17 protein-coding genes are annotated in these 22395 nt (G+C 59.6%); 15 read left to right on the top strand and 2 right to left on the bottom strand.

Going from position 1 to position 22395, the window contains the following annotated elements; genetic code table 11:
• Positions 1-17: 17 nt before the first annotated feature.
• The 9 genes from rimP (at position 18) to pnp (ending at position 11197) form a co-directional block, all read left to right on the top strand.
• The gene (rimP, locus tag HEP89_RS06240; protein WP_031268707.1) at positions 18-611 is read left to right on the top strand and encodes a ribosome maturation factor RimP; all 594 of its coding nucleotides are present in this window, start codon (positions 18-20) and stop codon (positions 609-611) included.
• Between the two features lie 67 nt (positions 612-678).
• Positions 679-2334, top strand: a complete 1656-nt coding sequence (gene nusA / locus HEP89_RS06235; protein ID WP_022999112.1) for a transcription termination factor NusA — start codon at positions 679-681, stop codon at positions 2332-2334.
• Positions 2335-2474: 140 nt separating this feature from the next.
• Entirely contained in the window at positions 2475-3110 is a 636-nt protein-coding gene (locus HEP89_RS06230) for an RNA-binding protein (protein ID WP_168691560.1), read from the top strand.
• Positions 3111-3139: 29 nt separating this feature from the next.
• Positions 3140-5872, top strand: coding sequence for a translation initiation factor IF-2 (infB, locus tag HEP89_RS06225; protein ID WP_022999109.1), 2733 nt, complete (start codon positions 3140-3142; stop codon positions 5870-5872).
• 245 nt (positions 5873-6117) lie between these two features.
• Positions 6118-6543, top strand: coding sequence for a 30S ribosome-binding factor RbfA (rbfA, locus tag HEP89_RS06220; RefSeq protein ID WP_055657070.1), 426 nt, complete (start codon positions 6118-6120; stop codon positions 6541-6543).
• A gap of 163 nt (positions 6544-6706) precedes the next feature.
• Positions 6707-7183 carry a DUF4198 domain-containing protein gene (locus HEP89_RS06215; protein WP_139314051.1) on the top strand — a complete coding sequence of 159 codons (477 nt, stop codon included), beginning with the start codon at positions 6707-6709 and terminating at the stop codon, positions 7181-7183.
• A 108-nt stretch (positions 7184-7291) separates the two neighbouring features.
• Positions 7292-8236 carry a tRNA pseudouridine(55) synthase TruB gene (truB, locus tag HEP89_RS06210; protein ID WP_168691559.1) on the top strand — a complete coding sequence of 315 codons (945 nt, stop codon included), beginning with the start codon at positions 7292-7294 and terminating at the stop codon, positions 8234-8236.
• Between the two features lie 209 nt (positions 8237-8445).
• Entirely contained in the window at positions 8446-8715 is a 270-nt protein-coding gene (gene rpsO / locus HEP89_RS06205) for a 30S ribosomal protein S15 (RefSeq protein WP_022999106.1), read from the top strand.
• A 352-nt stretch (positions 8716-9067) separates the two neighbouring features.
• A complete protein-coding gene (pnp, locus tag HEP89_RS06200; protein ID WP_031268705.1) occupies positions 9068-11197 on the top strand; it encodes a polyribonucleotide nucleotidyltransferase in 2130 nt (709 codons plus the stop codon).
• A gap of 81 nt (positions 11198-11278) precedes the next feature.
• Here pnp and HEP89_RS06195 read toward each other — a convergent pair whose 3' ends face one another.
• Positions 11279-14035: an EAL domain-containing protein gene (locus HEP89_RS06195; protein ID WP_168691558.1), complete on the bottom strand. Its 2757-nt coding sequence runs from the start codon at positions 14033-14035 to the stop codon at positions 11279-11281.
• A gap of 501 nt (positions 14036-14536) precedes the next feature.
• Here HEP89_RS06195 and dapB point away from each other — a divergent pair.
• The 6 genes from dapB (at position 14537) to HEP89_RS06165 (ending at position 20396) form a co-directional block, all read left to right on the top strand.
• Positions 14537-15349, top strand: a complete 813-nt coding sequence (gene dapB, locus HEP89_RS06190; protein ID WP_197923153.1) for a 4-hydroxy-tetrahydrodipicolinate reductase — start codon at positions 14537-14539, stop codon at positions 15347-15349.
• A 29-nt stretch (positions 15350-15378) separates the two neighbouring features.
• Complete coding sequence (locus HEP89_RS06185) at positions 15379-15999, top strand: 2,3-bisphosphoglycerate-dependent phosphoglycerate mutase (protein WP_022999102.1); 621 nt, start codon at positions 15379-15381, stop codon at positions 15997-15999.
• Positions 16000-16274: 275 nt separating this feature from the next.
• Positions 16275-17198: a hypothetical protein gene (locus tag HEP89_RS06180; protein ID WP_168691557.1), complete on the top strand. Its 924-nt coding sequence runs from the start codon at positions 16275-16277 to the stop codon at positions 17196-17198.
• Between the two features lie 14 nt (positions 17199-17212).
• On the top strand, positions 17213-19198 hold the full coding sequence (locus HEP89_RS06175; RefSeq protein WP_168691556.1) for a VWA domain-containing protein: 1986 nt from the start codon (positions 17213-17215) through the stop codon (positions 19196-19198).
• Positions 19195-19872, top strand: coding sequence for a hypothetical protein (locus tag HEP89_RS06170; protein ID WP_168691555.1), 678 nt, complete (start codon positions 19195-19197; stop codon positions 19870-19872). The genes HEP89_RS06175 and HEP89_RS06170 overlap by 4 nt, the downstream gene beginning before the upstream one ends.
• A 131-nt stretch (positions 19873-20003) precedes the next feature.
• Complete coding sequence (locus tag HEP89_RS06165; protein WP_022999097.1) at positions 20004-20396, top strand: hypothetical protein; 393 nt, start codon at positions 20004-20006, stop codon at positions 20394-20396.
• 43 nt (positions 20397-20439) lie between these two features.
• On the opposite strand, the gene HEP89_RS06160 is transcribed toward HEP89_RS06165, so the two are convergent.
• A complete protein-coding gene (locus HEP89_RS06160; RefSeq protein WP_168691554.1) occupies positions 20440-22245 on the bottom strand; it encodes an alpha/beta hydrolase in 1806 nt (601 codons plus the stop codon).
• Between the last annotated feature and the right edge of the window lie 150 nt (positions 22246-22395).

Genomic DNA, 22395 nt, shown 5'->3' with positions numbered 1-22395 from the left:
GCCAACAGGAGCCAAGTGTGAGCGCACACGAACCGAGAATTGTGACGGAACAGGGTCTTGATGCCCGTGTTGCCGCAATTGTGGAGCCGGTCATCGAGGACCTCGGCTACCGACTGGTGCGTACGAAGATCAGTGCTCAGAACGGCTGCACCCTGCAGATCATGGCGGAGCGCCCGGACGGCACCATGACGGTCGAAGACTGCGAAACCATCAGCCGGGCCGTGTCGCCTGCGCTCGACGTCGAAGACCCGATCAACCGGGCATATCATCTAGAAGTTTCATCTCCAGGTATCGACCGTCCGCTCGTGCGGGCCGGCGATTTCAATCGCTGGGCCGGCCATGAGCTGAAGGTCGAGATGGCCGTCATGCTGGATGGCCGCAAGCGATTCCGGGGCAAGCTCCTCGGCGCGGAAGACGGCAAGGCCAACCTTCGGCTGCCCGATGTGCGGGAAGGCGAAGAGGACACCGTGGCGCTGCCGCTGGAGAACATCGGCGAAGCCAAGCTGGTTCTGACCGATGACTTGATTACCGCAGCTCTTCAGGCGGAAAAGGCGGCGCTTGCCGCCCGTGGCCAGGATGACGAGCTGTCGCAGGACAACATGCCCAACTGAGCCACAGGCTCTAAGGGAAAGAAGAAGAACGCGCCCGAACCGATCCTTGGCGCAAGAGGAGTGGAATATGGCAATCAGCGCGAACCGGCTGGAACTGCTGCAAATCGCTGACGCGGTCGCACGGGAAAAATCCATCGACCGGATGATCGTCATCAATGCAATGGAAGACGCGATCCAGAAGGCAGCCCGCTCCCGCTATGGTACGGAAACGGAAGTCCGCGCCGAAATCAATCCGAAGACCGGCGAGATCCGTTTGCAGCGCCTGCTTCAGGTCGTAGACACTGTCGAGAACGTTTCCACAGACATCTCTCTTGATGATGCACAGGCCCGCAATCCGGAAGCCAGCATCGGCGACTTCATTGCCGAGCCGCTGCCGCCGCTCGATTTCGGCCGTATCGCCGCCCAGTCCGCCAAGCAGGTTATCGTGCAGAAAGTGCGCGAAGCCGAGCGTGACCGTCAGTACGAAGAATTCAAGGACCGCGTCGGCGAAGTCGTCAACGGTGTCGTCAAGCGCGCCGAATACGGCAACGTCATCGTCGATCTTGGCCGCGGCGAAGGCATCGTCCGCCGCGACGAGCTGATCCCGCGCGAAATCTTCCGCACGGGCGACCGCATCCGCGCCATCATTTACGACGTTCGCCGCGAACAGCGCGGCCCGCAGATCTTCCTGTCGCGCACGCATCCGCAGTTCATGGCGAAACTGTTTGCCCAGGAAGTTCCGGAAATCTACGACGGCGTCATCGAGATCAAGTCCGTTGCCCGTGACCCGGGTTCGCGCGCGAAGATCGCCGTGATTTCCAAGGACAGCTCCATCGACCCGGTCGGCGCCTGCGTGGGTATGCGCGGCAGCCGCGTCCAGGCCGTTGTTGGCGAGCTCCAGGGCGAAAAGATCGACATCATCCCGTGGAACGAAGAAGCGGCAACCTTCATCGTCAACGCCCTGCAGCCGGCCGAAGTTGCCAAGGTTGTTCTGGACGAAGACGCCGAACGTATTGAAGTTGTCGTTCCCGATGACCAACTATCACTGGCGATCGGCCGCCGCGGCCAGAACGTGCGTCTGGCCTCACAGCTGACCGGCTGGGCCATCGACATCATGACCGAGCAGGAAGAAAGCGACCGCCGCCAGAAGGAATTCCTGGAGCGCTCGCAGCTGTTCATGGAAGCCCTCAACGTGGACGAGATGGTCGGACAGTTGCTGGCGACCGAAGGCTTTACCTCGGTTGAGGAAGTTGCCTATGTGGAGCTCGACGAGATCTCCATGATCGAAGGCTTCGACGACGACACCGCCGTCGAAATCCAGGCACGTGCCCGGGATTACCTGGCCGAGCTGGAAGCAAAACTCGACGAAGAGCGTATTTCGCTCGGTGTTGCCGACGACTTGAGGTCGATTGATGGCCTGACAACGGCTATGCTGGTTGCCTTGGGCAAGGACGACATCAAGACGATGGAAGACCTCGCCGGTTGCGCTGCTGACGATCTCGTCGGCTGGACCGAACGCAAGGACGGCGAAACCAAGCGCTTCGAAGGTGCTCTTTCGGAATTCGACATGTCCCGCGCTGAAGCGGAAAACGTCGTGATGGCCGCCCGTCTGGCCGCCGGCTGGATCACCGAGGAAGAACTCGCAGCTCAGGCTGAGGCAGAAGAAGCCGAAGAAGAAGACGAGGCCGAAATGGCCGAGACCGTTGGAGAAGAGCCGCAGGGCGGCGCGATCCTGAACGGGTAACGAGAGAGGCAAAAGCCTCCTGTATGAAGCTTCCGGTATGGCCGCGGCCGATCGGCAGCTTCGAATTCGCAAGTTCGATCAACTTTTCTGCGCCGAAGGTGTTCGCACCGGAAAGCAGGTTGATCTAAAGGAGTGGCAGCGTGCCCAGGAAGAGTGAGCCGACCGAACGGCATTGTGCCGTGACCCGGGAGGTTCAGCCCGTCAGTGCGCTGATCCGGTTCGTCCTCGACCCGCAAGGCGAGGTGGTTCCGGATCTGAAGCGGGTTCTTCCAGGGCGTGGTGTTTGGATAACCGCCACGAAAGAAGTCGTGGCTGTTGCCGAAAAGGACCGGAAAAAGGTCTTCGGCAGGGGTTTTAAAGGGGAAGCCTCTGTCGAGCCGGGACTGGCGGATCGGGTTGATGCGCTCATGGAACGATCGGCGCTGCAAGCGCTCTCCATGACGCGCAAGGCCGGCGAGCTGGTAACGGGATATGCGAAAGTTGAAGCAGCTCTGCGGCAGGAAGATGTCGCCGGGCTGGTCCATGCCTCGGACGCTGCAGAAGACGGGGTAAGGAAGCTGGCGGCACTGGCTGCCGGCACTCAGGAACACGCAAACGGATGCCAAATCGTCCGTTTGTTCGATTCGGACCAATTGGATTTGGCATTGGGCCGGTCAAATGTGATACATGCTGCACTGCTTGCGGGGCAGGCGAGCGAAAACTTCCTGTCGCGGGTGCGTGACCTGGAGCGTTTTCGCAACTCCTCCGGGGCAAGCAGCGATAATGGCAACGCTTGAAAAGGCGGTTGCGCAGGACTGAAGGCAATATGAGCGATACGAAAAATCCAGGCGACAAGACAATCAGCGTTGAGCGTGGCAAAACGCTTGGCCTAAAGCGCGGCGGTGGCGATCAGGGAACTGTTCGGCAGTCCTTCTCGCATGGCCGGACCAAAGCCGTCGTCGTGGAAAAGAAGAAGCGTCGTGTTGTACTCCCGGGGCAGGAAGCGAAAGCAGAAGCTCCTGCGCCGACAACACAGCGCCTCGAGCGGCCGGCTGAAGCGCCGCGTACGCCGCCACAGCCAGATCCACAGGCGACCAAGCAGGCCCGCCGGTCTGCCTCCGGCCAGCGCCAGAAGGGCAACGGCAACGTTCTGCGCACCCTGACCAAGGAAGAAGCGGCAGCACGTGCGGCAGCCCTTCAGATGGCGAAGGTGCGCGACGAGGAAGACCGCAAGCGCCGCGAAGAAGAAGACAAGCGCCGGGCTGTTGAAGCCGCGCAGCGTCAGGCCGAAGAAGAGGCCCGCGCCAAGGTGGAAGCGGAAGAGCGCGCAAAGCGTGAAGCCGAAGAAGCTCTCCAGGCTGCGGAACAGGCCAAGGCCGAACCGAAGAGCGAACCTGTTGCCGAAGCGGCAACGGAAGCTGCTGCGCCTGTGCGCAAGGAAGCAACCGGTCGCACCGTGGTTCGCAAGCCGGCTCACGCCGACGGCGGCAAGCCGCCCAGCCTTGACGACATGGGAAAGCGCAAGGCGCCGGAAGCTCCGGCCGCACGTGCGAAACCCGAGCGCGGAGAATCCGAAGAAGACGATCGCAACAACAAGAGTGTTCGTGCGGTCAAGCGTCCGAAGCAGGCTCCGGCTCCCGCCGCGCGTCCGCGCACCGGCGACGACCGCCGCCGCTCCAAGCTGACCATCTCCGCCGCCACCGGTGGCGACGACGGTCAGCGTGCGCGGTCTCTGGCCTCCATGCGCCGTCGCCAGGAAAAGGCGAAGCGCGGGCAGCAGCAGGTCGTGCGTGAGAAGATCATGCGTGAAGTCGTTCTGCCGGAAGCCATCACGATCCAGGAACTCGCCAACCGTATGGCAGAGCGCGCTGTGGACGTGATCAAGCTTCTCATGAAGCAGGGCCAGATGCTCAAGATCAACGACGTTATCGACGCCGATACCGCCGAACTGATCGCCGAGGAAATGGGCCACACGGTCAAGCGCGTGTCTGAAGCAGACGTTGAAGAAGGTCTGTTCACCACGGAAGACGAACCGTCCACCCTGCTGCCGCGTCCTCCGGTCGTGACCATCATGGGTCACGTCGATCACGGCAAGACCTCGCTGCTCGATGCGATCCGCAAGTCGAAGGTTGTCACCGGCGAAGCCGGCGGCATTACCCAGCACATCGGCGCCTATCAGGTCGATCAGGACGGCAACAAGATCACCTTCATCGATACCCCGGGCCACGCTGCGTTCTCGCAGATGCGTGCTCGCGGTGCAAAGTCGACCGATATCGTGATCCTTGTTGTTGCTGCCGACGATGGCGTCATGCCGCAGACCAAGGAAGCCGTTGCGCACGCCAAGGCTGCCGACGTGCCGATCATCGTGGCCATCAACAAGATGGACAAGCCGGAAGCCGATCCGAACCGCGTCCGTACCGAACTTCTCAGCGAGAGCCTCGTTGTGGAATCCATGGGCGGTGACGTGATCGATGTGGAAGTCTCGGCCAAGAGTGGCCAGGGCCTCGACAAGCTTCTGGAAATGATCCTGCTGCAGTCCGAAGTTCTGGAACTCCAGGCCAATCCGGACCGCAAGGCGGAAGGTATCGTCATCGAAGCGCAGCTCGACAAGGGCCGCGGTCCGGTTGCAACCGTTCTGGTGCAGAAGGGCACTCTCAAGCCGGGCGACATTCTTGTTGCCGGTGCCGAGTGGGGCCGCGTCCGCGCCATGCTCGACGAGAATGGCAACCAGGTGAAGGAAGCCGGTCCGGCCAAACCGGTCGAGGTTCTGGGCTTCCAGGGCACGCCGGAAGCCGGTGACATGGTTGCGGTCGTCGACAACGAAGCCCGCGCCCGTGAAATTACCGATTACCGTCAGCGCCAGATCCGCGAGAAGGCCTCCGTGGTCGCCTCCGGTACGCGTGGTTCGCTCGAGCAGATGATGAACCGTCTGCAGGAAACGGGCAAAAAAGAGTTCCCGCTGGTGCTCAAGGCCGACGTGCAGGGCTCCGCGGAAGCAATTGCCCATGCGCTCAACGAACTCGGCAACGAGGAAGTCGGCGCACGCATCCTGCTCTCCGGTGTCGGTGGCATCACCGAAAGCGACGTCACGTTGGCGCTCGCTTCCAAGGCGCCGATCATCGGCTTCAACGTGCGTGCCAACAAGCAGGCTCGTGAAGCGGCAAGCCGCGAAGGCATCGAGATCCGTTACTACAACGTGATCTACGACCTGGTCGACGACATCAAGGCGGCCCTGTCGGGCATGCTGTCGCCGGAGCGCCGCGAGACCTTCCTCGGCAATGCGGAGATCAAGGAAATCTTCCACATCTCCAAGGTCGGCAAGGTTGCAGGCTGTCTGGTCACCGAAGGTGTCGTGGAACGTGGCGCCAACGTTCGCCTCATTCGCGACGACGTGGTCATCCACGAAGGCGAACTGGGCACGCTCAAGCGCTTCAAGGACGAGGTCAAGTCTGTCGAGTCCGGTCAGGAATGCGGCATGAACTTCGTCAAGTACCAGGACATGCGTCCGGGCGACGTCATCGAGTGCTTCCGCGTCGAGCAGATCGCACGGACACTCTGATCGAAGTCAGAAATCTACTTGAAACTGATGTCAGCGGCTTATTCAATTAAGCCGCTGACGTCGTATCTGGTCGCAGGTAACTCCGTTATGCCATGGCTCGGCCGTGGTATTCGCACCATCCAGATGGTCTCGCCACCGTCCGCGCTTCAGGCCCGGCAATGGCGCGGATCGCTGGGACCGGTCCGCCAACGGCGCCCGAATACGTCGGGACGGAATGCGCTGCCAGAGATGCAGGAACAACAACAATGGCAAGACAACACGGACAGGACAGCCGCGGCCCTTCCCAGCGCCAGTTGCGCGTTGGCGAGACGGTCCGCAAGGAGCTGTCCGATATTCTGACCCGGGGACGGTTCTCCGACCCTGATCTCGACGGGGTGATCGTCACGATCCCCGAAGTGCGCATGACGCCGGACCTGCGCCTGGCCACCTGCCTGGTGATGCCGCTTGGGGGCGTCAACGCCGAAAATGTCGAAAAGGCCCTGAACCGCAGCGCCAAATATCTGCGCGGCCAGGTGTCCCGCCGGCTGACCATGAAATACATGCCGGACCTGCGCTTCGTTCTCGACACCAGGTTCGACGACGACGACCGCATCGGCACGCTGCTGCATTCCCCGGAAGTCTCCCGCGATCTCGACGCGGACGAAGAGGACGGCGACCCAGCCAAGGATTGATTGCCGCGCTGAAACCACAATTCACGGTTCAATTTGAAATTGCGTGAATTCGAGTTCTTAGCCCTCGGTAATTGTAGCCTCGCCGGGAAATGGAAAACTGAATTTGTCTGGTCGGTCGACTTGAATGTGTGCCGTGTCTGCAAGTCACTCGATGTGAAAGAAGATGGCGCTCTTCAGAACTATCGCAGCAATCGCACTTGGTGCAGCGACCTCTGCATGTGTCGTGTTTCCCGTTCCACGCGTCCTCGCGCCTGAGGTTTCGGGCGTGCTGTTAAACGATGGTATGCCGGTTGCAAATGCAGAGATTGAGTTGGTGGCAGCATTGGCTCCATCAGACGCATCAAAAGATAACCCGCCAGGGTCAAGGCATGCAGTCACCAGAACGGATGCAGATGGCAAATTCAAAGTGGGGCCGTTGTCAGGAATCAAAACGGTTCATGTGTATGGCGACGAACTACTTGGGTACTATCTCGTTATCAGGGCTGGGAGCACCGAGTTGATAGGCTTCTCTGATAGTGGAACAGGAAGTGTCCCTTCAAAGATAAGTGGGGCATGCGACTTGGCGAAGGCGCATAAAGTTGGAAACCAGGTGACTTACTGTGACCACAACAGACTTGAAAAACTCGAGAATGATCGCTGACGAAAGCTGATGTCTTCAGGGTCTCGCTGTTGCGCATGGATGGTGGGGCCGACAGTCAGTGTTTCTTTTGTCGCCGTAAAACAATTGCAATCGTATTGAAACGCACTCATGGCACGCCAAAAACAATTCAAAAGAAAAAAGAACGCAATCAACGGATGGCTCGTGCTGGACAAGCCATATGGCATCTCCTCCAACGAGGCGCTTGGCAAGATCAAGCGGATCTTCTCGCCGGAAAAGGTCGGCCATGCCGGAACGCTTGATCCGCGCGCGTCCGGCCTCCTGCCGGTTGCCTTCGGCGAAGCCACGAAAACCGTGCCCTTCGTCATGGATGGCCGCAAGGTCTACCGTTTCGAGGTGACCTGGGGCGTGGAAACCAATACCGACGACACCGAAGGCGAGGCGGTTGCAACGTCCGACGTGCGGCCGAGTGCGGATGAAATCTCGGCCGTCCTTGGCGAGTTTGTCGGCACGATCATGCAGGTCCCGCCGAAATTCTCCGCCATCAAGGTCGCCGGTGAACGGGCGTATGATCTGGCGCGTGACGGTGAGGAAGTCGAACTGGAAGCCCGCCCGATCGACGTGCACCGGCTGGATCTGGTTGAACGTCCGGATGAGAACCGCGCCGTCTTCGAGGCTGAATGCGGCAAGGGGACCTATGTGCGGGCAATCGCCCGCGACCTCGGCCGCCGTCTCGGCACCTGTGGTCACGTTACCGAACTGCGAAGATTGCTGGTCGGGCCGTTCGGCGAAGACGACCTGATCGGGCTGGACGAAATCCTGGAAGCATCCGAGGCACTTGAGGAAGGCGCCGGCGTCGAGGCGCTGGTCGAGGAGTTCGTCCTGCCGGTTCGCGAGGCGATGGACAATCTGATCGAGGTACCCGTTTCGCTCGATGACGCGGCAAAAATCCGCAAGGGCATGGCCGTGTTGCTGCGCGGCCGCGATGCACCGCTCAACACGGAAGTCGCCTTTGCCAGCCACGCCAGCGTGCCGGTCGCCATCGGCTCAATTGACAAGGGCCGGTTCCAGCCGACCAGGGTGTTTCACCTGTAAATTCGGGTGTGGCGAAAAAACCTGAGAAACCTCTGGATTCTCGCAAGGTTTTCCGCCATATTCCGCCGCCATTGGGCACTGATGCTCAATTCGTCCGGAAGGATCCTTTGCTGAACGACATCTCGGCTCTGGAAACGTCCGGATCAGGCCGGTCTCCGGCATTTCAACGTGTCCGGTCAACGGACCCCACTCTTTGAAAGGAAAGAGCGATGTCGATTACTGCAGAGCGCAAAGCTGAGCTCATCAAGGAATACGCCATCAAAGAAGGCGACACCGGTTCCCCGGAAGTACAGGTCGCGATCCTCACCGAGCGGATCAACAACCTGACCGAACACTTCAAGGGTCATGGCAAGGATAACCACTCCCGCCGCGGTCTTCTGAAAATGGTTGCGCAGCGCCGGTCCCTTCTGGACTACACGCGCGGCAAGAGCGAAGAACGCTACAAGTCGCTGATCACGCGTCTTGGCATTCGCCGCTAAGAACTCAGAACCTGAAAGCGCGGTGGGTGAGAACCCGCCGCGTTTTTGTATTGCGTGACGGCATTTGCCGGACGCAGCTCTTGCGGGCAAAACACTGATCCACTTCGGGTCTTTGTTCCGCGAAAGAGCTTTGAGTGTTTCAAATTCGAATGGAACGCTCTATAGAGACCTCGTGACACGTCATGGGGCAGGATTGCCGGCTTCTTTCCGTCTTGAGCCGAAAGCAGCTCGTCGTCTTGCCCGTGACCTGTCCGCCGGTAACCGGCCCATACGGGGCCGACCGGGAATGTGTCTGCCATGACCGTGCTGTACCGAAAGCAGCCAAAGGCAGGCAAAGCTGTAAGGACAGATGATGTTTGATATTCATCGTGTAGAAGTCGAGTGGGGCGGACGCCCGCTCGTCCTCGAAACGGGCAAGGTTGCCCGTCAGGCCGACGGCGCCGTCATGGCGACCTATGGCGAAACGAAGGTTCTGGCGACGGTTGTTTCCGCCAAGTCTCCGAAGCCGGGCCAGGATTTTTTCCCGCTCACCGTGAACTACCAGGAAAAGGCATTTGCCGCTGGTAAGATCCCGGGTGGCTACTTCAAGCGTGAAGGCCGTCCGTCGGAGCACGAGACGCTGACGTCCCGCCTGATCGACCGTCCGATCCGCCCTCTGTTCGCAGACGGCTACAAGAACGACACCCAGGTGGTGATCACCGTTCTGTCGCACGATCTGGAAAACGCTCCGGACATCCTGGCGATGGTGGCTTCTTCCGCTGCACTGACCCTTTCCGGCGTTCCGTTCATGGGGCCGATCGGCGGCGCGCGCGTTGGCTACATCAACGGCGAATACGTGCTGAACCCGCTGGTCGACGACATGCCGGAATCCTCGCTGGATCTGGTTGTTGCCGGTACCAATGACGCCGTTCTGATGGTTGAATCCGAAGCCAAGGAACTGAACGAAGACATCATGCTCGGCGCTGTGATGTTCGGCCACAAGGGCTTCCAGCCGGTGATCGACGCGATCATCAAACTGGCTGAAACCGCTGCCAAGGAACCGCGCGAGCTGGTCCTGCCGGATCATTCCGAGCTGTTCGGCAAAGTCAAGGCTCTGGCCGAGGCAGAGCTTGTTGCCGCTTACAAGATCACGTCCAAGACCGACCGCAAGAACGCAGTCGACGCTGCCAAGGCGAAGGTCGTTGAAGCGCTGATCACCAACGCTGCCGAAGGCGAAGCCGTCGAAAGCACCGTTCTGGGCGAGCAGTTCAAGAAACTGGAAGCAGAAATCGTTCGTGGCGCGATCCTCGACACCGGCACCCGTATCGACGGACGTGACCTGTCGACCGTCCGTGCGATCTCTTCAGAAGTCGGCATTCTGCCGCGTGCGCACGGTTCCGCACTCTTCACCCGTGGTGAAACCCAGGGCCTGGTCGTTGCCACCCTCGGCACCGGCGAAGACGAGCAGTTCATCGATCTTCTGGAAGGCACCGTGAAGTCTCACTTCATGCTGCACTACAACTTCCCGCCTTACTCCGTCGGTGAAACCGGCCGCATGGGCTCCCCGGGACGCCGCGAAATCGGTCACGGCAAGCTGGCATGGCGTGCAATCAACCCGATGATGCCTCCGCATCACGAGTTCCCGTACACCGTCCGCGTCGTTTCCGAAGTCACCGAATCCAACGGGTCTTCTTCCATGGCAACCGTCTGCGGCACCTCGCTGTCGCTGATGGATGCCGGCGTTCCGCTGAAGGCACCGGTTGCCGGTATCGCCATGGGCCTGATCAAGGACGGCGACCGTTTTGCGGTTCTGTCCGACATCCTGGGCGATGAAGATCACCTCGGCGACATGGACTTCAAGGTCGCCGGTACCCAGGACGGTATCACCTCGCTGCAGATGGACATCAAGATCGACGGTATCACCGAAGAGATCATGAAGGTCGCTCTGGGTCAGGCCAAGGACGGCCGTATCCACATCCTCGGCGAAATGTCCAAGGCCATCACCGAGGCTCGTGCCGAGCTTGGCGAACATGCCCCGCGCATCGAAGTGATGAAGATCCCGGTCGACAAGATCCGTGAAGTCATCGGTTCGGGCGGCAAGGTCATCCGTGAAATCGTGGAAAAGACCGGCGCGAAGGTCAACATCGAAGACGACGGCACCGTCAAGATCGCATCAGCCGACGGCAAGGCGATCAAGGCCGCCGTCAACTGGATCAACTCCATCGCCGCTGAGCCGGAAGTGGGCATGATCTACGAAGGCACCGTCGTCAAATGCGTTGATTTCGGCGCATTCGTGAACTTCTTCGGTGCGAAGGACGGTCTGGTCCACATCTCCCAGCTGGCTCCGAAGAAAGTTGCCAAGGTCACCGACGTGATCAAGGAAGGCGACAAGGTCTGGGTCAAGCTCATGGGCTTCGACGAGCGCGGCAAGGTCCGCCTGTCCATGAAGGTTGTCGACCAGGAAACCGGCAAGGAAATCGAAAAGAAGGAAGAAGCTGAATAAGCTTCCGTCCGACTGACACAAGATATGAAACGGGGACCGAAAGGTCCCCGTTTTTGTTTGTCTTGAAGCGAGAAAGCCTGGTCAGCCGGCCCGGGCCGCAACAGAATCGACGCCGTTCATCTTGGCGAGATAGCGGTGGAAGTCGACGCCGGAAAGCGGGCGCGAAAAGCTGTACCCCTGGATGAGCGAGCAGCCGAAGGAATGGATCAGCTCACATTGTTCGTGCGTTTCGGCTCCCTCGCACACGACTTCGATATGCAGCGAGCCGGCCATTGAAATGATCGCTTGAACCAGTGCCTGGCCGTCCACATCCCGCTCCAGGCCCATGATGAAGGTCCGGTCGATTTTGAGCGTGTCGATCGGCAGGCGCTTCAGGTAGCTGAGCGACGAATAGCCGGTGCCGAAATCATCCAGGGAGATCTTGATGCCGAGGTTGCTGATGGCTTCCAGAATTTCGACCGGGTTGACGCGCTGGTCGTCGAACATCACGCTTTCGGTGACTTCCAGCTGCAGGCGGGCCGGGTCCATGCCGGTCTCGTCGAGGATTTCTCTCAGCCGAGGCAGGAAATCCGCATCCCTGCACTGGCGCGGCGAGATGTTGACGCTGATCCCGTCGAGCTGCAGGCCATTGCGGTTGCAGGACTGGAAGAATTCGCAGGCCTCGCGCAGCACCTGTTCGCCAAGCGGCACGATCAGCCCACAGTCTTCGGCCACCTTGATGAATTCGGTCGGCGGGACGACACCCAGCTTGGGATCGGTCCAGCGTGCCAGGGTTTCGCAGCTCACCACGCGGTTCTTTTCATAGTCCACGATCGGCTGGAAATTCAGGTGCAGCTCACCCTTGTCGATGGCTTGCCGGAGGCAGATCTCGATCTGGCTTGCGCGGGCGGCCTGTTCATTCATGCGCGTGGCAAAGAACCGGTAACTGGCACCGCTATCGGCCTTGGCCTGCAGCATGCTGGTGTCAGCCTGCATCAGCAGCGCTTCCTCGTGTGTGCCGTCGTGCGGGCAAACGGTAATGCCGAGACTGCCGGCAAGCACGGCTTCATTGCTGTCTTCCAGTTTGATCGGGTCACCGATCGCCTTCAGAATGTCACGGGCGGTCTGTTCGATCTGCCAGCGGTCTTCCGGGTTCGACAGGATAATGGCGAATTCGTCTCCGCCCATGCGGGCCACGGTCTGGTCCGGACCAAGGGTCCTGGTCAGACGCGCGGCTATGGTTTCGATGACCTTGTCCCCTGCCTTGGGACCATAGGTTTCGTTGACGGTCTTGAACCGGTCGAGGTCGAGGATCATCAGCGCCGTCAGGTCGCCCATATGTTTGCCGCGCTGGATCGCCTGGCGCAAACGGTCCATGAACAGGCGCCGGTTCGGCAGACCGGTCAGAATGTCGAAATTGGCATTCTTGGTTGCCAGTTCCTCCTGGCGCTTGCGCTCGCTGATGTCTGTGATGGTGGCGTAATAGGCGCGTTCTCCACGCCATTCGGTCAACCGAACATGCTGCTCCAGCCAGATGGTCTCGCCATCCTTGCGGATTCCCTTGACCTCATAGGTGCGCGGCGCGCCTTCGCCATTTTCACGCATGTTGTAATAGCTGCGCAGCCGGCTGTGCTCTTCCGGCGCGTAGATCACCAGCGTGGGGGACTCGACAAGCTGCTCGGGTTCACCGGGGGCGTAACCGCACATTTTCAGTAGGGCGTCGTTCACATAAAGGATGCGATGATTGGCATGAACAAGCACGCCGTGCATCGAGCCGTCGATCATGTCCTTGAACTGGGCATCGCGGTCACGAACGGATTCAAACGCCGCCTGGAACATGGTCGCCAATTTGTTGAATTCGAAGATAAGCCCGGGCGGCGGCGGCGACACCACCCTGTCCTGCCGCAGCCCCATCGCGTAGTTCAGCAGCCTGCCCAGGCCGGCCGTGGTGATGCGATTGACCAGAAGCGCTGCACCGATTGCCAGTATCGCCGTATAAAGCAGGAACGGTGTGAACAGTTGGCTGTAGGTTTCCTCGACCTTTTGCAGGGTGTCCACGGGCTGCTTGATCACGGTCGCAAGCATGTGGCCGTCCAGACCCTGCATCAGCGGAGCAAAAACGAAAAGGTTCTCTCCGTTCAGCGCGTAATTGACGTCGTCAGGTGTAGCGTAGAGCCGTTCGGGAAGGACTTCCGTGGTCAGGTCGCCCATGCCCGCCACAACATCCTCATGGTGATAGAAGGCGATATCTTCCACCCGTAGCGCCTTGGCGAGGACACCCGGCAGGGAGAAGGAATCGGTGATAGTCGTCCCGCCATAAATCCTGCCGAGGACTCGGCCGGTATCGGGATCGAGAACCAGAACAGAGAGCGCTGCAGTGATCTGTATGGGATCGGAATCATGGTCCGCGTAAGTTACCCAGATGTCGGGCGGCATGGCGGCACGTATCTTCACCGGCAATTGGTGGCTCAGGTCGATCAGGCCGAGACTGCCGTTTACCCAGCCGTTTTCACCTGGAAGATCGATCAGGAGAATGTCCAGAACCGCGCTGGTCATGCCTTCGGAAGCGCGTTCTATTATGACCTTGGCGGTCTCCTTGTCGTAGTTCAAAAGAGCCTGCCGGATATCCGGGTGTGCTGCGACCGCGCGGATCTGCGTTTCGAGTTTGTCCAGATGCTGGGTGAAGACGAGCCTTGCGAGCGTTGCCTTGGATTTTGCGCTGCGGGCAATTTCATGTTCGGCAATCGACAGGCTGCCAAGGTACGTAATCCAGAAGAGCGCGATCGCCGTTCCCATAAGGCCGAACGCAAACAGAGCCATGACAAGGCGGCTGAAGGGAATGGAAAAACTGGCCTTCAACGAAGCGCTCCTGAACCGGCGGGCATCATCTGACGGGTAAATCGAACATGACGGGAAGCAAGGCGGCGCGGGGTCCTTCTCGGTTGGAACAACAGGTTGTTGCTGGTCTTGCAAGTACAAGGCACCCGGCGGCGGGTGTGGACAGCTTCGGGAAAAGACAGGTTGTGACGAACCGATGCGTCCATAAGCACAGTATCATGAAACCTGCCTCCTGTTTTGCAATTGCAAGAAAAAACACTTACAGACTCAAACGTAACTGCTCGAGGTTTACCTTTGGTGAATTGGAATGGTGAAGATATTGCCTTTTTATTGTCAATTTAACTTGCTGTTCATCAATAAAGTTGGGATTGAGTATAGTAATATTTGACAGGAGCCATTTCTATTGAGTGCTGCTGTCCCCTTGCATGATCGGACGTTTGCCTCCCCCGGCGAAACTGGTATACCCCCAATCGTGAAGTGAATTGGGGTCGATTGGCCTATTGCGGAAGACGGAGCCACTTGATGGGGCAGATGCGCTTGGTAGTCGTTGGAGCCGGTGGCCGAATGGGCCGGGCATTGACGCGGGCGGTCACGGAAACAACGGGTGCTACCGTCGTCGCGGCGATCGAACGCGAGGGCTCCGAGTTTCTTGGCAAGGATGTGGGCGACCTGGCTGGAACAGGTTCCTTGGGCGTTCCTGTCACCGACGATCCGTTGACAGCCTTTGCCGCCTCTGACGGCGTCCTGGATTTCACGGCTCCGGCGGCAAGTCTCTGGTTTGCCGAACTGGCCGCGCAGGCTCGCATCGTCCATGTCATCGGCACCACCGGTTGGGCTGAAGGGCAGGACGAACCTCTGAAGGCGGCTGCCCGTCATGCCCGTATCGTCAAATCCGGAAACATGAGCCTGGGTGTCAATCTGCTGGCGAGCCTGGTGCGCAAGGCTGCCGCCGCGCTTGATGCGGATTTCGACATCGAGGTTCTGGAAATGCATCACAAGCACAAGGTGGATGCCCCCTCGGGCACGGCGCTGTTGCTTGGCGAAGCGGCTGCGCAGGGCCGGGGCCTGGATCTGGCCGCCCATTCGGTCCGTTCGCGCGACGGTATCATGGACCCTCGCAAGATCGGCGACATAGGCTTTGCAACCCTGCGGGGCGGGTCGGTCATCGGGGAGCATTCAGTGATTTTTGCAGGTGAAGGCGAGCGCATCGAACTCACTCACCGGGCGGAAGACCGGCAACTGTTTGCCCGCGGGGCCGTCAAGGCGGCACTGTGGGGATTTGACCAGAAGCCCGGGTTTTATTCGATGGCCGATGTCCTCGGCCTGGATTCTTGAAGATACGCATTTAGCTTGAGGAGAATGGCATGGACCGCCTTCTTGTGCTTGTCCGTCACGGACAGAGCGACTGGAATTTGAAGAACCTGTTCACCGGCTGGAAAAATCCGGACCTGACCGAGCAGGGCGTGGCGGAGGCTCACAAGGCCGGCGAGCAGCTCAGGGATCTGAAGCTGTCCTTCGACGTTGCTTTCACCTCCGATCTGTCGCGCGCACAGAAGACGCTGGACATCATCTTGGAAGAACTGGGCCAGACCGGCCTTGAAACCTTCAAGGATCAGGCTCTCAACGAGCGTGACTACGGTGACATCACCGGCATGAACAAGGACGAAGCGCGCGAGAAATTCGGCGAAGAGCAGGTCCATATCTGGCGCCGCTCCTACGACATTCCCCCTCCGGGCGGTGAAAGCCTGAAGATGACCGCAGAGCGCGTTCTGCCTTACTACAAGTCGGAAATTCTGCCGCGCGTTCTGGCTGGCAGCCGCACGATCGTTGCCGCGCATGGCAACTCGCTGCGGTCGCTGATCATGGATTTGGAAGATCTTTCACCGGAAGAAATCCTGAAGCGCGAACTGGGCACCGGAACGCCGATCATCTATCGCCTCGATGAAAACGGCGGCGTGGTCAGCGTCCAGGATCTCGCCGACTGAGGCCAGTCCGCATTGCCGAAATTCATGTCCCGCTGCTTCCAGGAGGCAGCGGGACTTGTTTTTGAAAGGCAGCCCGCCAGGTGCCTGCGTTGCCCGGGGCGTTATCGAATGAGCCTTTGAAGCGGGCATGTACCGTCTGCAATTCCCCGGCAATTTCTTTGCAAAAACAGTCCTGAATAGTGATTTGCATTCGATGTCTCTCCCATTTGAGGGAGGGCCGATCTGCAACGCCTCTATAGGCTTCCAGCCGTCGACCACGGTTGGAGCATTTTTAGATGGCCGAATGCACGAAAGTTTCTTCCCGCTTGCAGAAGCTGGTGCGCAGATCCGGGAAATCGGTACGTTCGCTATTTCAGGCAACTGCAGTTTTTCTGCTCGGCGCGGTTTCGGCGCAGGCCCAGACAGACCTGACAGCTGAAGAACAGGCCAGGCTGGCCGCAGCCGACAGCGGCCAGGCACCGACTGCCACCGCGATCGAACTTCCCTTCGAGGAGCCGTTTGACGGCAAGGATCTGGCCGGGCACTGGCAGCTCCTGAATGCTGACAAGGACTCCTTCGTTGTAGAAAACGGCATCCTGCTTGCGCTCACGAGTGGCGGCAAGAACAGTCTGCGAAATGCGGATACGAACAACATCTTCGAGCTGCAAGGCGTGCCGCCTGAGGGAGACTTCGATCTTGCTATCAAGGGCAAGCTCGATCCGAAAACCGGTTACGACGAAGTCTGGCTGGGACTTCGGGAAAGTCCGGACAATTTCATAGCAGCCCATCTTTATGTGCTCACCAAGGGGTGCGGCCCTGCACTGTTCCTGCGGACTGTCGCCAATCAGCCGGTAATGCCGGAAGGAGAGCCGGTTTTGACCGCCGCCAACCACAGCCTGTTTGACGGTCCCATCATCAAGTCCGTTTGCGACAAGGCCGGCCGGCCTCTCGGGGATCAGATCCTGTCGAACCTGTTTGCAGAAGGTTTTGAGCTGACCCTTTCCAGAAGAGGGTTGCGCTACCGGACCTCCCTGACATTGACCGTTCCGGACAGAGGGGCGCAAAAGCCCGCCGGTCTCGAGACCGTTCACACCAACTGGATTGCCCGCATGGCGCCTTTCGGCAAACCGGTTTTCCTGCTTGGCCAGGGCAGCCGCGCCGGCAGCGGTGAAACGCTGGCCGAGTTCGACCACTTCAGCATCCGCCGTCCGCAACAATGAGCCCGGAGTTTCCCATGTCTGCTCTTCCCTCTCGGGCACGCGTACTGCGGCTCGTGGTTCCTTTCTCGCTCGCCCTTTGTGCCGCTTTACCTTCTCATGCTCAGCAAGGTGATGTCGCCGCCGCAGAGAACCTCGTGCGGCTGTTTTATGCCGAACATTCGAAGCGGTTCAACGACGGCGATACGCCGCTCCTGAACGACGCTCCGGCCGCAAAGGAGTTCCTCGTCGACGGTCTCGTGCAAGGGGAGCTTCAGGGGATTTTGCAATTCGATCCGGTCTATGATGCACAGGACGCGAGTATTTCCGATCTCAGTATCCGGCCCGATCCAGACGCACCCCTCTTGCAGGGCGCTGCCCGGATAAAGGTGACTTTTACCAACTTCGGAATGCCGATCCGGCACATCTACACGCTGATAACCGTGCCGGACGGTTCCTGGCAGATCAACGACATCTATTCCGAAACAAACGACTGGTCGCTATCCGATCTCCTGCAGTCGGCCGGTGTGGACATCACATCGGATCCAGGTTCCGAGATCACGCTCAAGGGCAGTTCAGCGGCCGGGTCCACTGTTGGATCGGGGCAGACACAAGCTGCAAATGGCGGAGACGCCGAGGTACCCGGCATGGAGGAAGGAGACCTTCCCGGAAACGGCCTGTCCTCTGAAGGGAGCGATCTTCTGTTCGTTCTGGACGGTTCAGGCTCCATGTGGGGGCAGGTCGACGGTGTTGCCAAGATCACCACTGCGAAGCAGGCGCTGACAGGTCTTATCGGTGACCTGCCGGCTCAGACCAATGTCGGCCTCATGGCCTACGGACACCGCCGGGAAGGGGATTGCGGAGACACCGAGATCCTGTATCCGGTTTCCAACTTCGATACCGAACGTCTGAAGCCGGTTATCGACGCGATTACGCCTCGTGGAAAAACCCCCATCGCAGCCGCCCTGCAACAGGCGGCTTCCGCCATGCCCGCCTCCAACCGGCCGGCAAACGTACTTCTGATTTCAGACGGGCTGGAAACCTGCGGCGGTGACCCATGCGCCGCGGCCAAGGCATTGGCCGAGCGGGGTATCAACACCCGCGTCCATGTGGTCGGGTTTGACCTGACGCAGGAAGAGAACCAGGCCCTTCAGTGCATTGCCGAAAATGGCGGCGGCAACTATTACGCCGCCAACAATGCCGAAAGCTTCATCGAGGCCGTCAAGCAGGCAGTCGCGGACGCAGGCAAGGCAGCGGAACCTCCCGCACCGGCGCCGGAGGCTGAAGAGGTCGTTCCGGCCAGCACCCTTGTGTTTGAAGAAACGTTTGACGGCCCGGAGCTGGCAGCCAGCTGGCAGACACTGAATGGAACCGACAGGCTGACCAGGTTTACGGGAAGCGGCACCCTGTTTGTCTCCGCACTGGGGGGCGACACGATCTACGACAACAAGAACGCGCTGAACCGCCTCGTTCTTGACGAGCCGCTGCCTGACGGTGATTTCGACCTGAGTCTCAAGTTCAAGCTGCATGAACAAAGCGGCCATGAAAGCGTATCGTTGTCGCTGCTGGAGGATACGAACAATCAGATCGGTGCAATGGCCTGGATCTGGACGAAAGGCTGCGGTTCTTATCTGAACCTGTCCTTGACCCGCCTCTCCGGAGATCCCGAAGGCAAGCCTGAAGTATCGCGTTTCGATGTCAATTTGTTCAGCAAGCAGATCGTCAAGACAGTGTGCGACAAGGCGGGCAGGGCCTATGGCAACAAGGTTCTGGAATCGCTTTCGACCGATGGTGCTCTGCTACGTCTGAAACGGCGAGGACGCGCGCTTTCCGCTGCCATCGAACTGGAACTGCCCGCTGCTGACGGTCAGGAGGGCGGTCCCTACGTCCTTGAGACCGATCCGGTTACCGTGCTGCGCCTTGCCGGCAAGCCGAGCGTGCTTGCCGGTCAATGGAACAAGGCCAAGTCGCAAGAGAGCCATTTCGAGTTCGACAGGTTTGCAATCGAGCTGGTTTCGCAATGAGGCTTCGTCCTCGCCGTGCTTATCTGGCCTTTGTAATCGTCTGGTTCCTGTCGGAAGCGGTCTTCGCGCAAGGTCCCGGGGTCCAGGCCCCAGGTGTCGAAGACCTCGCTTGTGCGGCGGGGTATGGCTGCCAAGGCGTTTCGTCTTCGCAATGCGACGTCCTGGCGATGCTGGGCTTGATGACGACGGGAGAGGCCCGGGACCTGTTCGCCCAGGCTTATCCCGCACGGTTTACGGAGGTGGCAAGAAACGCAGACTTGCCACCGTCCGAATGCCTGCAGGCTGCCGGATCCGGTATAGGCACCGGCGCGGGCAGCCTTTCAAGTTCGGGTACCGAGGACACCGGCGCATCGCCGAATGGCAGCGGTGCACAAGCCTTGCCCGACTTCGCAAGTCTCGACGGGTTTTCAGAGGCACCATGCCCGGGCAATGTGTCCGTCGATCCGCTCTTCGTGCAGGGGCAACCGGACATCCGGGTGCTCGCCTGTTTCAAGGGAGCGAACAATCGCTACAGCGAATGCGGCAAGGCACCCGCCCGTGCCTATTGTCTGAAATTCGGTCAGCCGGACGTTGCCTGTTTCGGCGACATCAAGCTCGTCGGCAAGGCCGCCACTGTCGACGCCTATTGCGAAGCTGGCGGGTGTCCCGCTTTTGGTTTCATTGTCTGCAAATAAGCGCCGTCCGGTGCCGGAACCGCATCGATGCTCACCCAAATGGGAGAGGCTTCAGCCGGATCGAAACGTCAGTCTTGCGTCATCGACATGTCTCGCCAACAAGACCGGAGACTGAAATGCGGAAGATTTGGATGATACTTTTTCTGGCACTGGGGACGAGTTTCCTGCTGCCAACCTTTTCGGCGCAGGCCAAGACGATCTGCACGATCCAGGCGGAGAGCGCTTTCAGCAAGGGTCACAAGACCCGGGCAGGTGCCGAGGCAAGAGCCTGGGTAAACTGGCAAGGCAAGATGAGGAACAGCCATGGCCGCCGGTTTGCCGTTTCCATGGCCCGGGTGACAAAAGGCTATCCCAAGTTCGATGGCACCCGGTTTAACCACAGGGTGGTGGTTCGCGCCCAGGGTTGCTACGTCAAAGGCGTTTCCTGTCTCACCGGCACCGGGATCACCCCTTCCTGCGAGTGCCAGAGCGACCGTCGTGCCGCCTTGAAGCAGGGATGTTCCGTCTACGCTGCTGGCAGGTGACAGGCGCTAGGAATTCTTCCCGAATGGAATGCGTGCGGAGGGTCTATTTCAACCAGCCGACAGGCCCGGCCATCAGCCGGGCCACAAGCTCCGACTGACTGTGCACGCCGATTTTCTGGAAACTCTTTTTAAGATGCCCGCGTGCCGTGCTGACCAGAATTCCCTGGTTGTCTGCAATCTGGTCCAGCGATCGTCCTTCGGCGATCTCGAGGGCAATCTCCGCTTCCTTGCCGGTCAGGCCATAGGCCAGTTCGATCAGGGTCTTTCGGGTTTCGGAGGTGTCTTCGCCGGTCTGTACCCTCAACAACAACAAACTGGCAGGCCCGTGCCTTTGAAGGCTGGTCTGTTTGAGGGCGGCCGGAAAAAACTGAAAGCCGACAGGCTTGCCCTCATGGACAATCAGTCTTTCCCCGTTCTGGCGAGAAATGACTGCCGCTTCGTTTTCTGCCAGAAGCGACTTTACCCGCGCTTTCGCGGTTTCTTGAATTTGACAAGCGTCGTCCTGCGGCAACAGGCTCGAGAGCGATGTTTCGAAGGCGCCGTTGCAATGCAGGAGGTCGTTTTGCCTGTCCAGCAGGGCAACACCGATCTGCAGCCGCTCGATCACGCTTTCCAGAAGAACGCCGAGCGTCGCGCTCATCATGACCTGCTTGTTCAGGTTGAACGCCCGTTCCCAGTGCGGCATCAGCCGGCTGATGCGCACGTGCAGTTCCTCCTCGTTGACGTTCCCGGAGAGTTCTGCCTCATGGATCATCCGGTAGATGATTTCCGTCCATCGGCTGTCGTCGTCGATCGCGTTGTAACAGAGCTCGACAAGTTCATCCGGCTCCAGCTGCCGTGCGCCGGTTTCGCTGATCCGGTTGAGGATGTCCGAGGCAAGCTCTTCCACGCCGACTTCCCTGATATCGGCCTCAGGGCGTCTGTTTTTCTGGACCCAGTCCAGGATCCGTCCGCTGATCGAGAATTTGTCCTCTTCCAGAAACAGCGCCGACCGGGCTCCGTCGACACGTTCGGAGGCAACGTCCTCGATGCCAATCCGCGACAGGAAGCGCTCTATGGGCGGCAGGAAACCGCCGTCGCGGAGCATTGCATCTTCGCCGCCGAAGACGACAAGGCACCGCGTGCCCGGTTTCATCTGAGCGTCACGCGGCCACGACCACGCACTGAGCATGCCTTCGAAAATCTGCTTCCAATATGCGGGTGTCGGTGTCGGCCAGCCATGCGGATCTTCCAGGACCTGCTGAATGACGCGGTGATCCGTACTCATGACATCGGCAAGGTGCCTGCGATCCTTCAGGTGCGCGCCAAGGAAGGAATAGAGATGGTGCAGGGTCTGTTCGTCGGGCGTATCCGCCCCTTTCAGGCGGATTCGAACCTCGGAAAAAGTCTTGCCGAACAAGGCCAGCGTCTTCTGGTTGGGCGGCGGCGAGATGAACACGATGTGCCGGGCAAGGTCCGGCCAGGTCTTCATGACTTCCAGGGTCAGCAGGGCGGTGATATTGGGAACGACGATCAACCGGTCCTGCCAGGGCGTGTCCTCAAAGCTCCGCTCCAGCAGGTGCCGCATGTCTTCTACAGCGGATTTCCAGCCGTCTCGCGGATCCAGGTGCCCGGCAACCGAGGTCTTGTCGAAACTCTTGCCGTGTCCCCGGATATCGCCGGAGTGGACGTCCCAGCCGGAGGCGCGGAATCCCGCTGCGAGTGGCTGCAGCATTCCTGAATGCGTTGGTTGGCTGTGGCCCAGGAAAACGGTTCTCTTTCCCGAATAGAGACGGCGCGTCACGTTGACGGGCCAATGACGGTAATAAAGCGAAGGCCCGTCAGGTCTCGGTAGGTATTTTGCTTCCATGCGCAGATCTCGTCTCAGAACCACATCTGCCCAATGTGTCAAAAGTCCCCTTGCAGACGCCCGCCGCGAGACTGCAGCAGAAAGCCGCCGTTGCAAATCTATGAAAATCCATAGTGTCTGGCTGCAAAAGCGGCGTTTCATGCCGAGAGC

Origin of the sequence: Labrenzia sp. 5N, assembly GCF_012395805.1 — a bacterium.
GTDB lineage: Bacteria > Pseudomonadota > Alphaproteobacteria > Rhizobiales > Stappiaceae > Roseibium > Roseibium algicola.
This window is presented reverse-complemented; position numbering and strand designations above follow the sequence as displayed.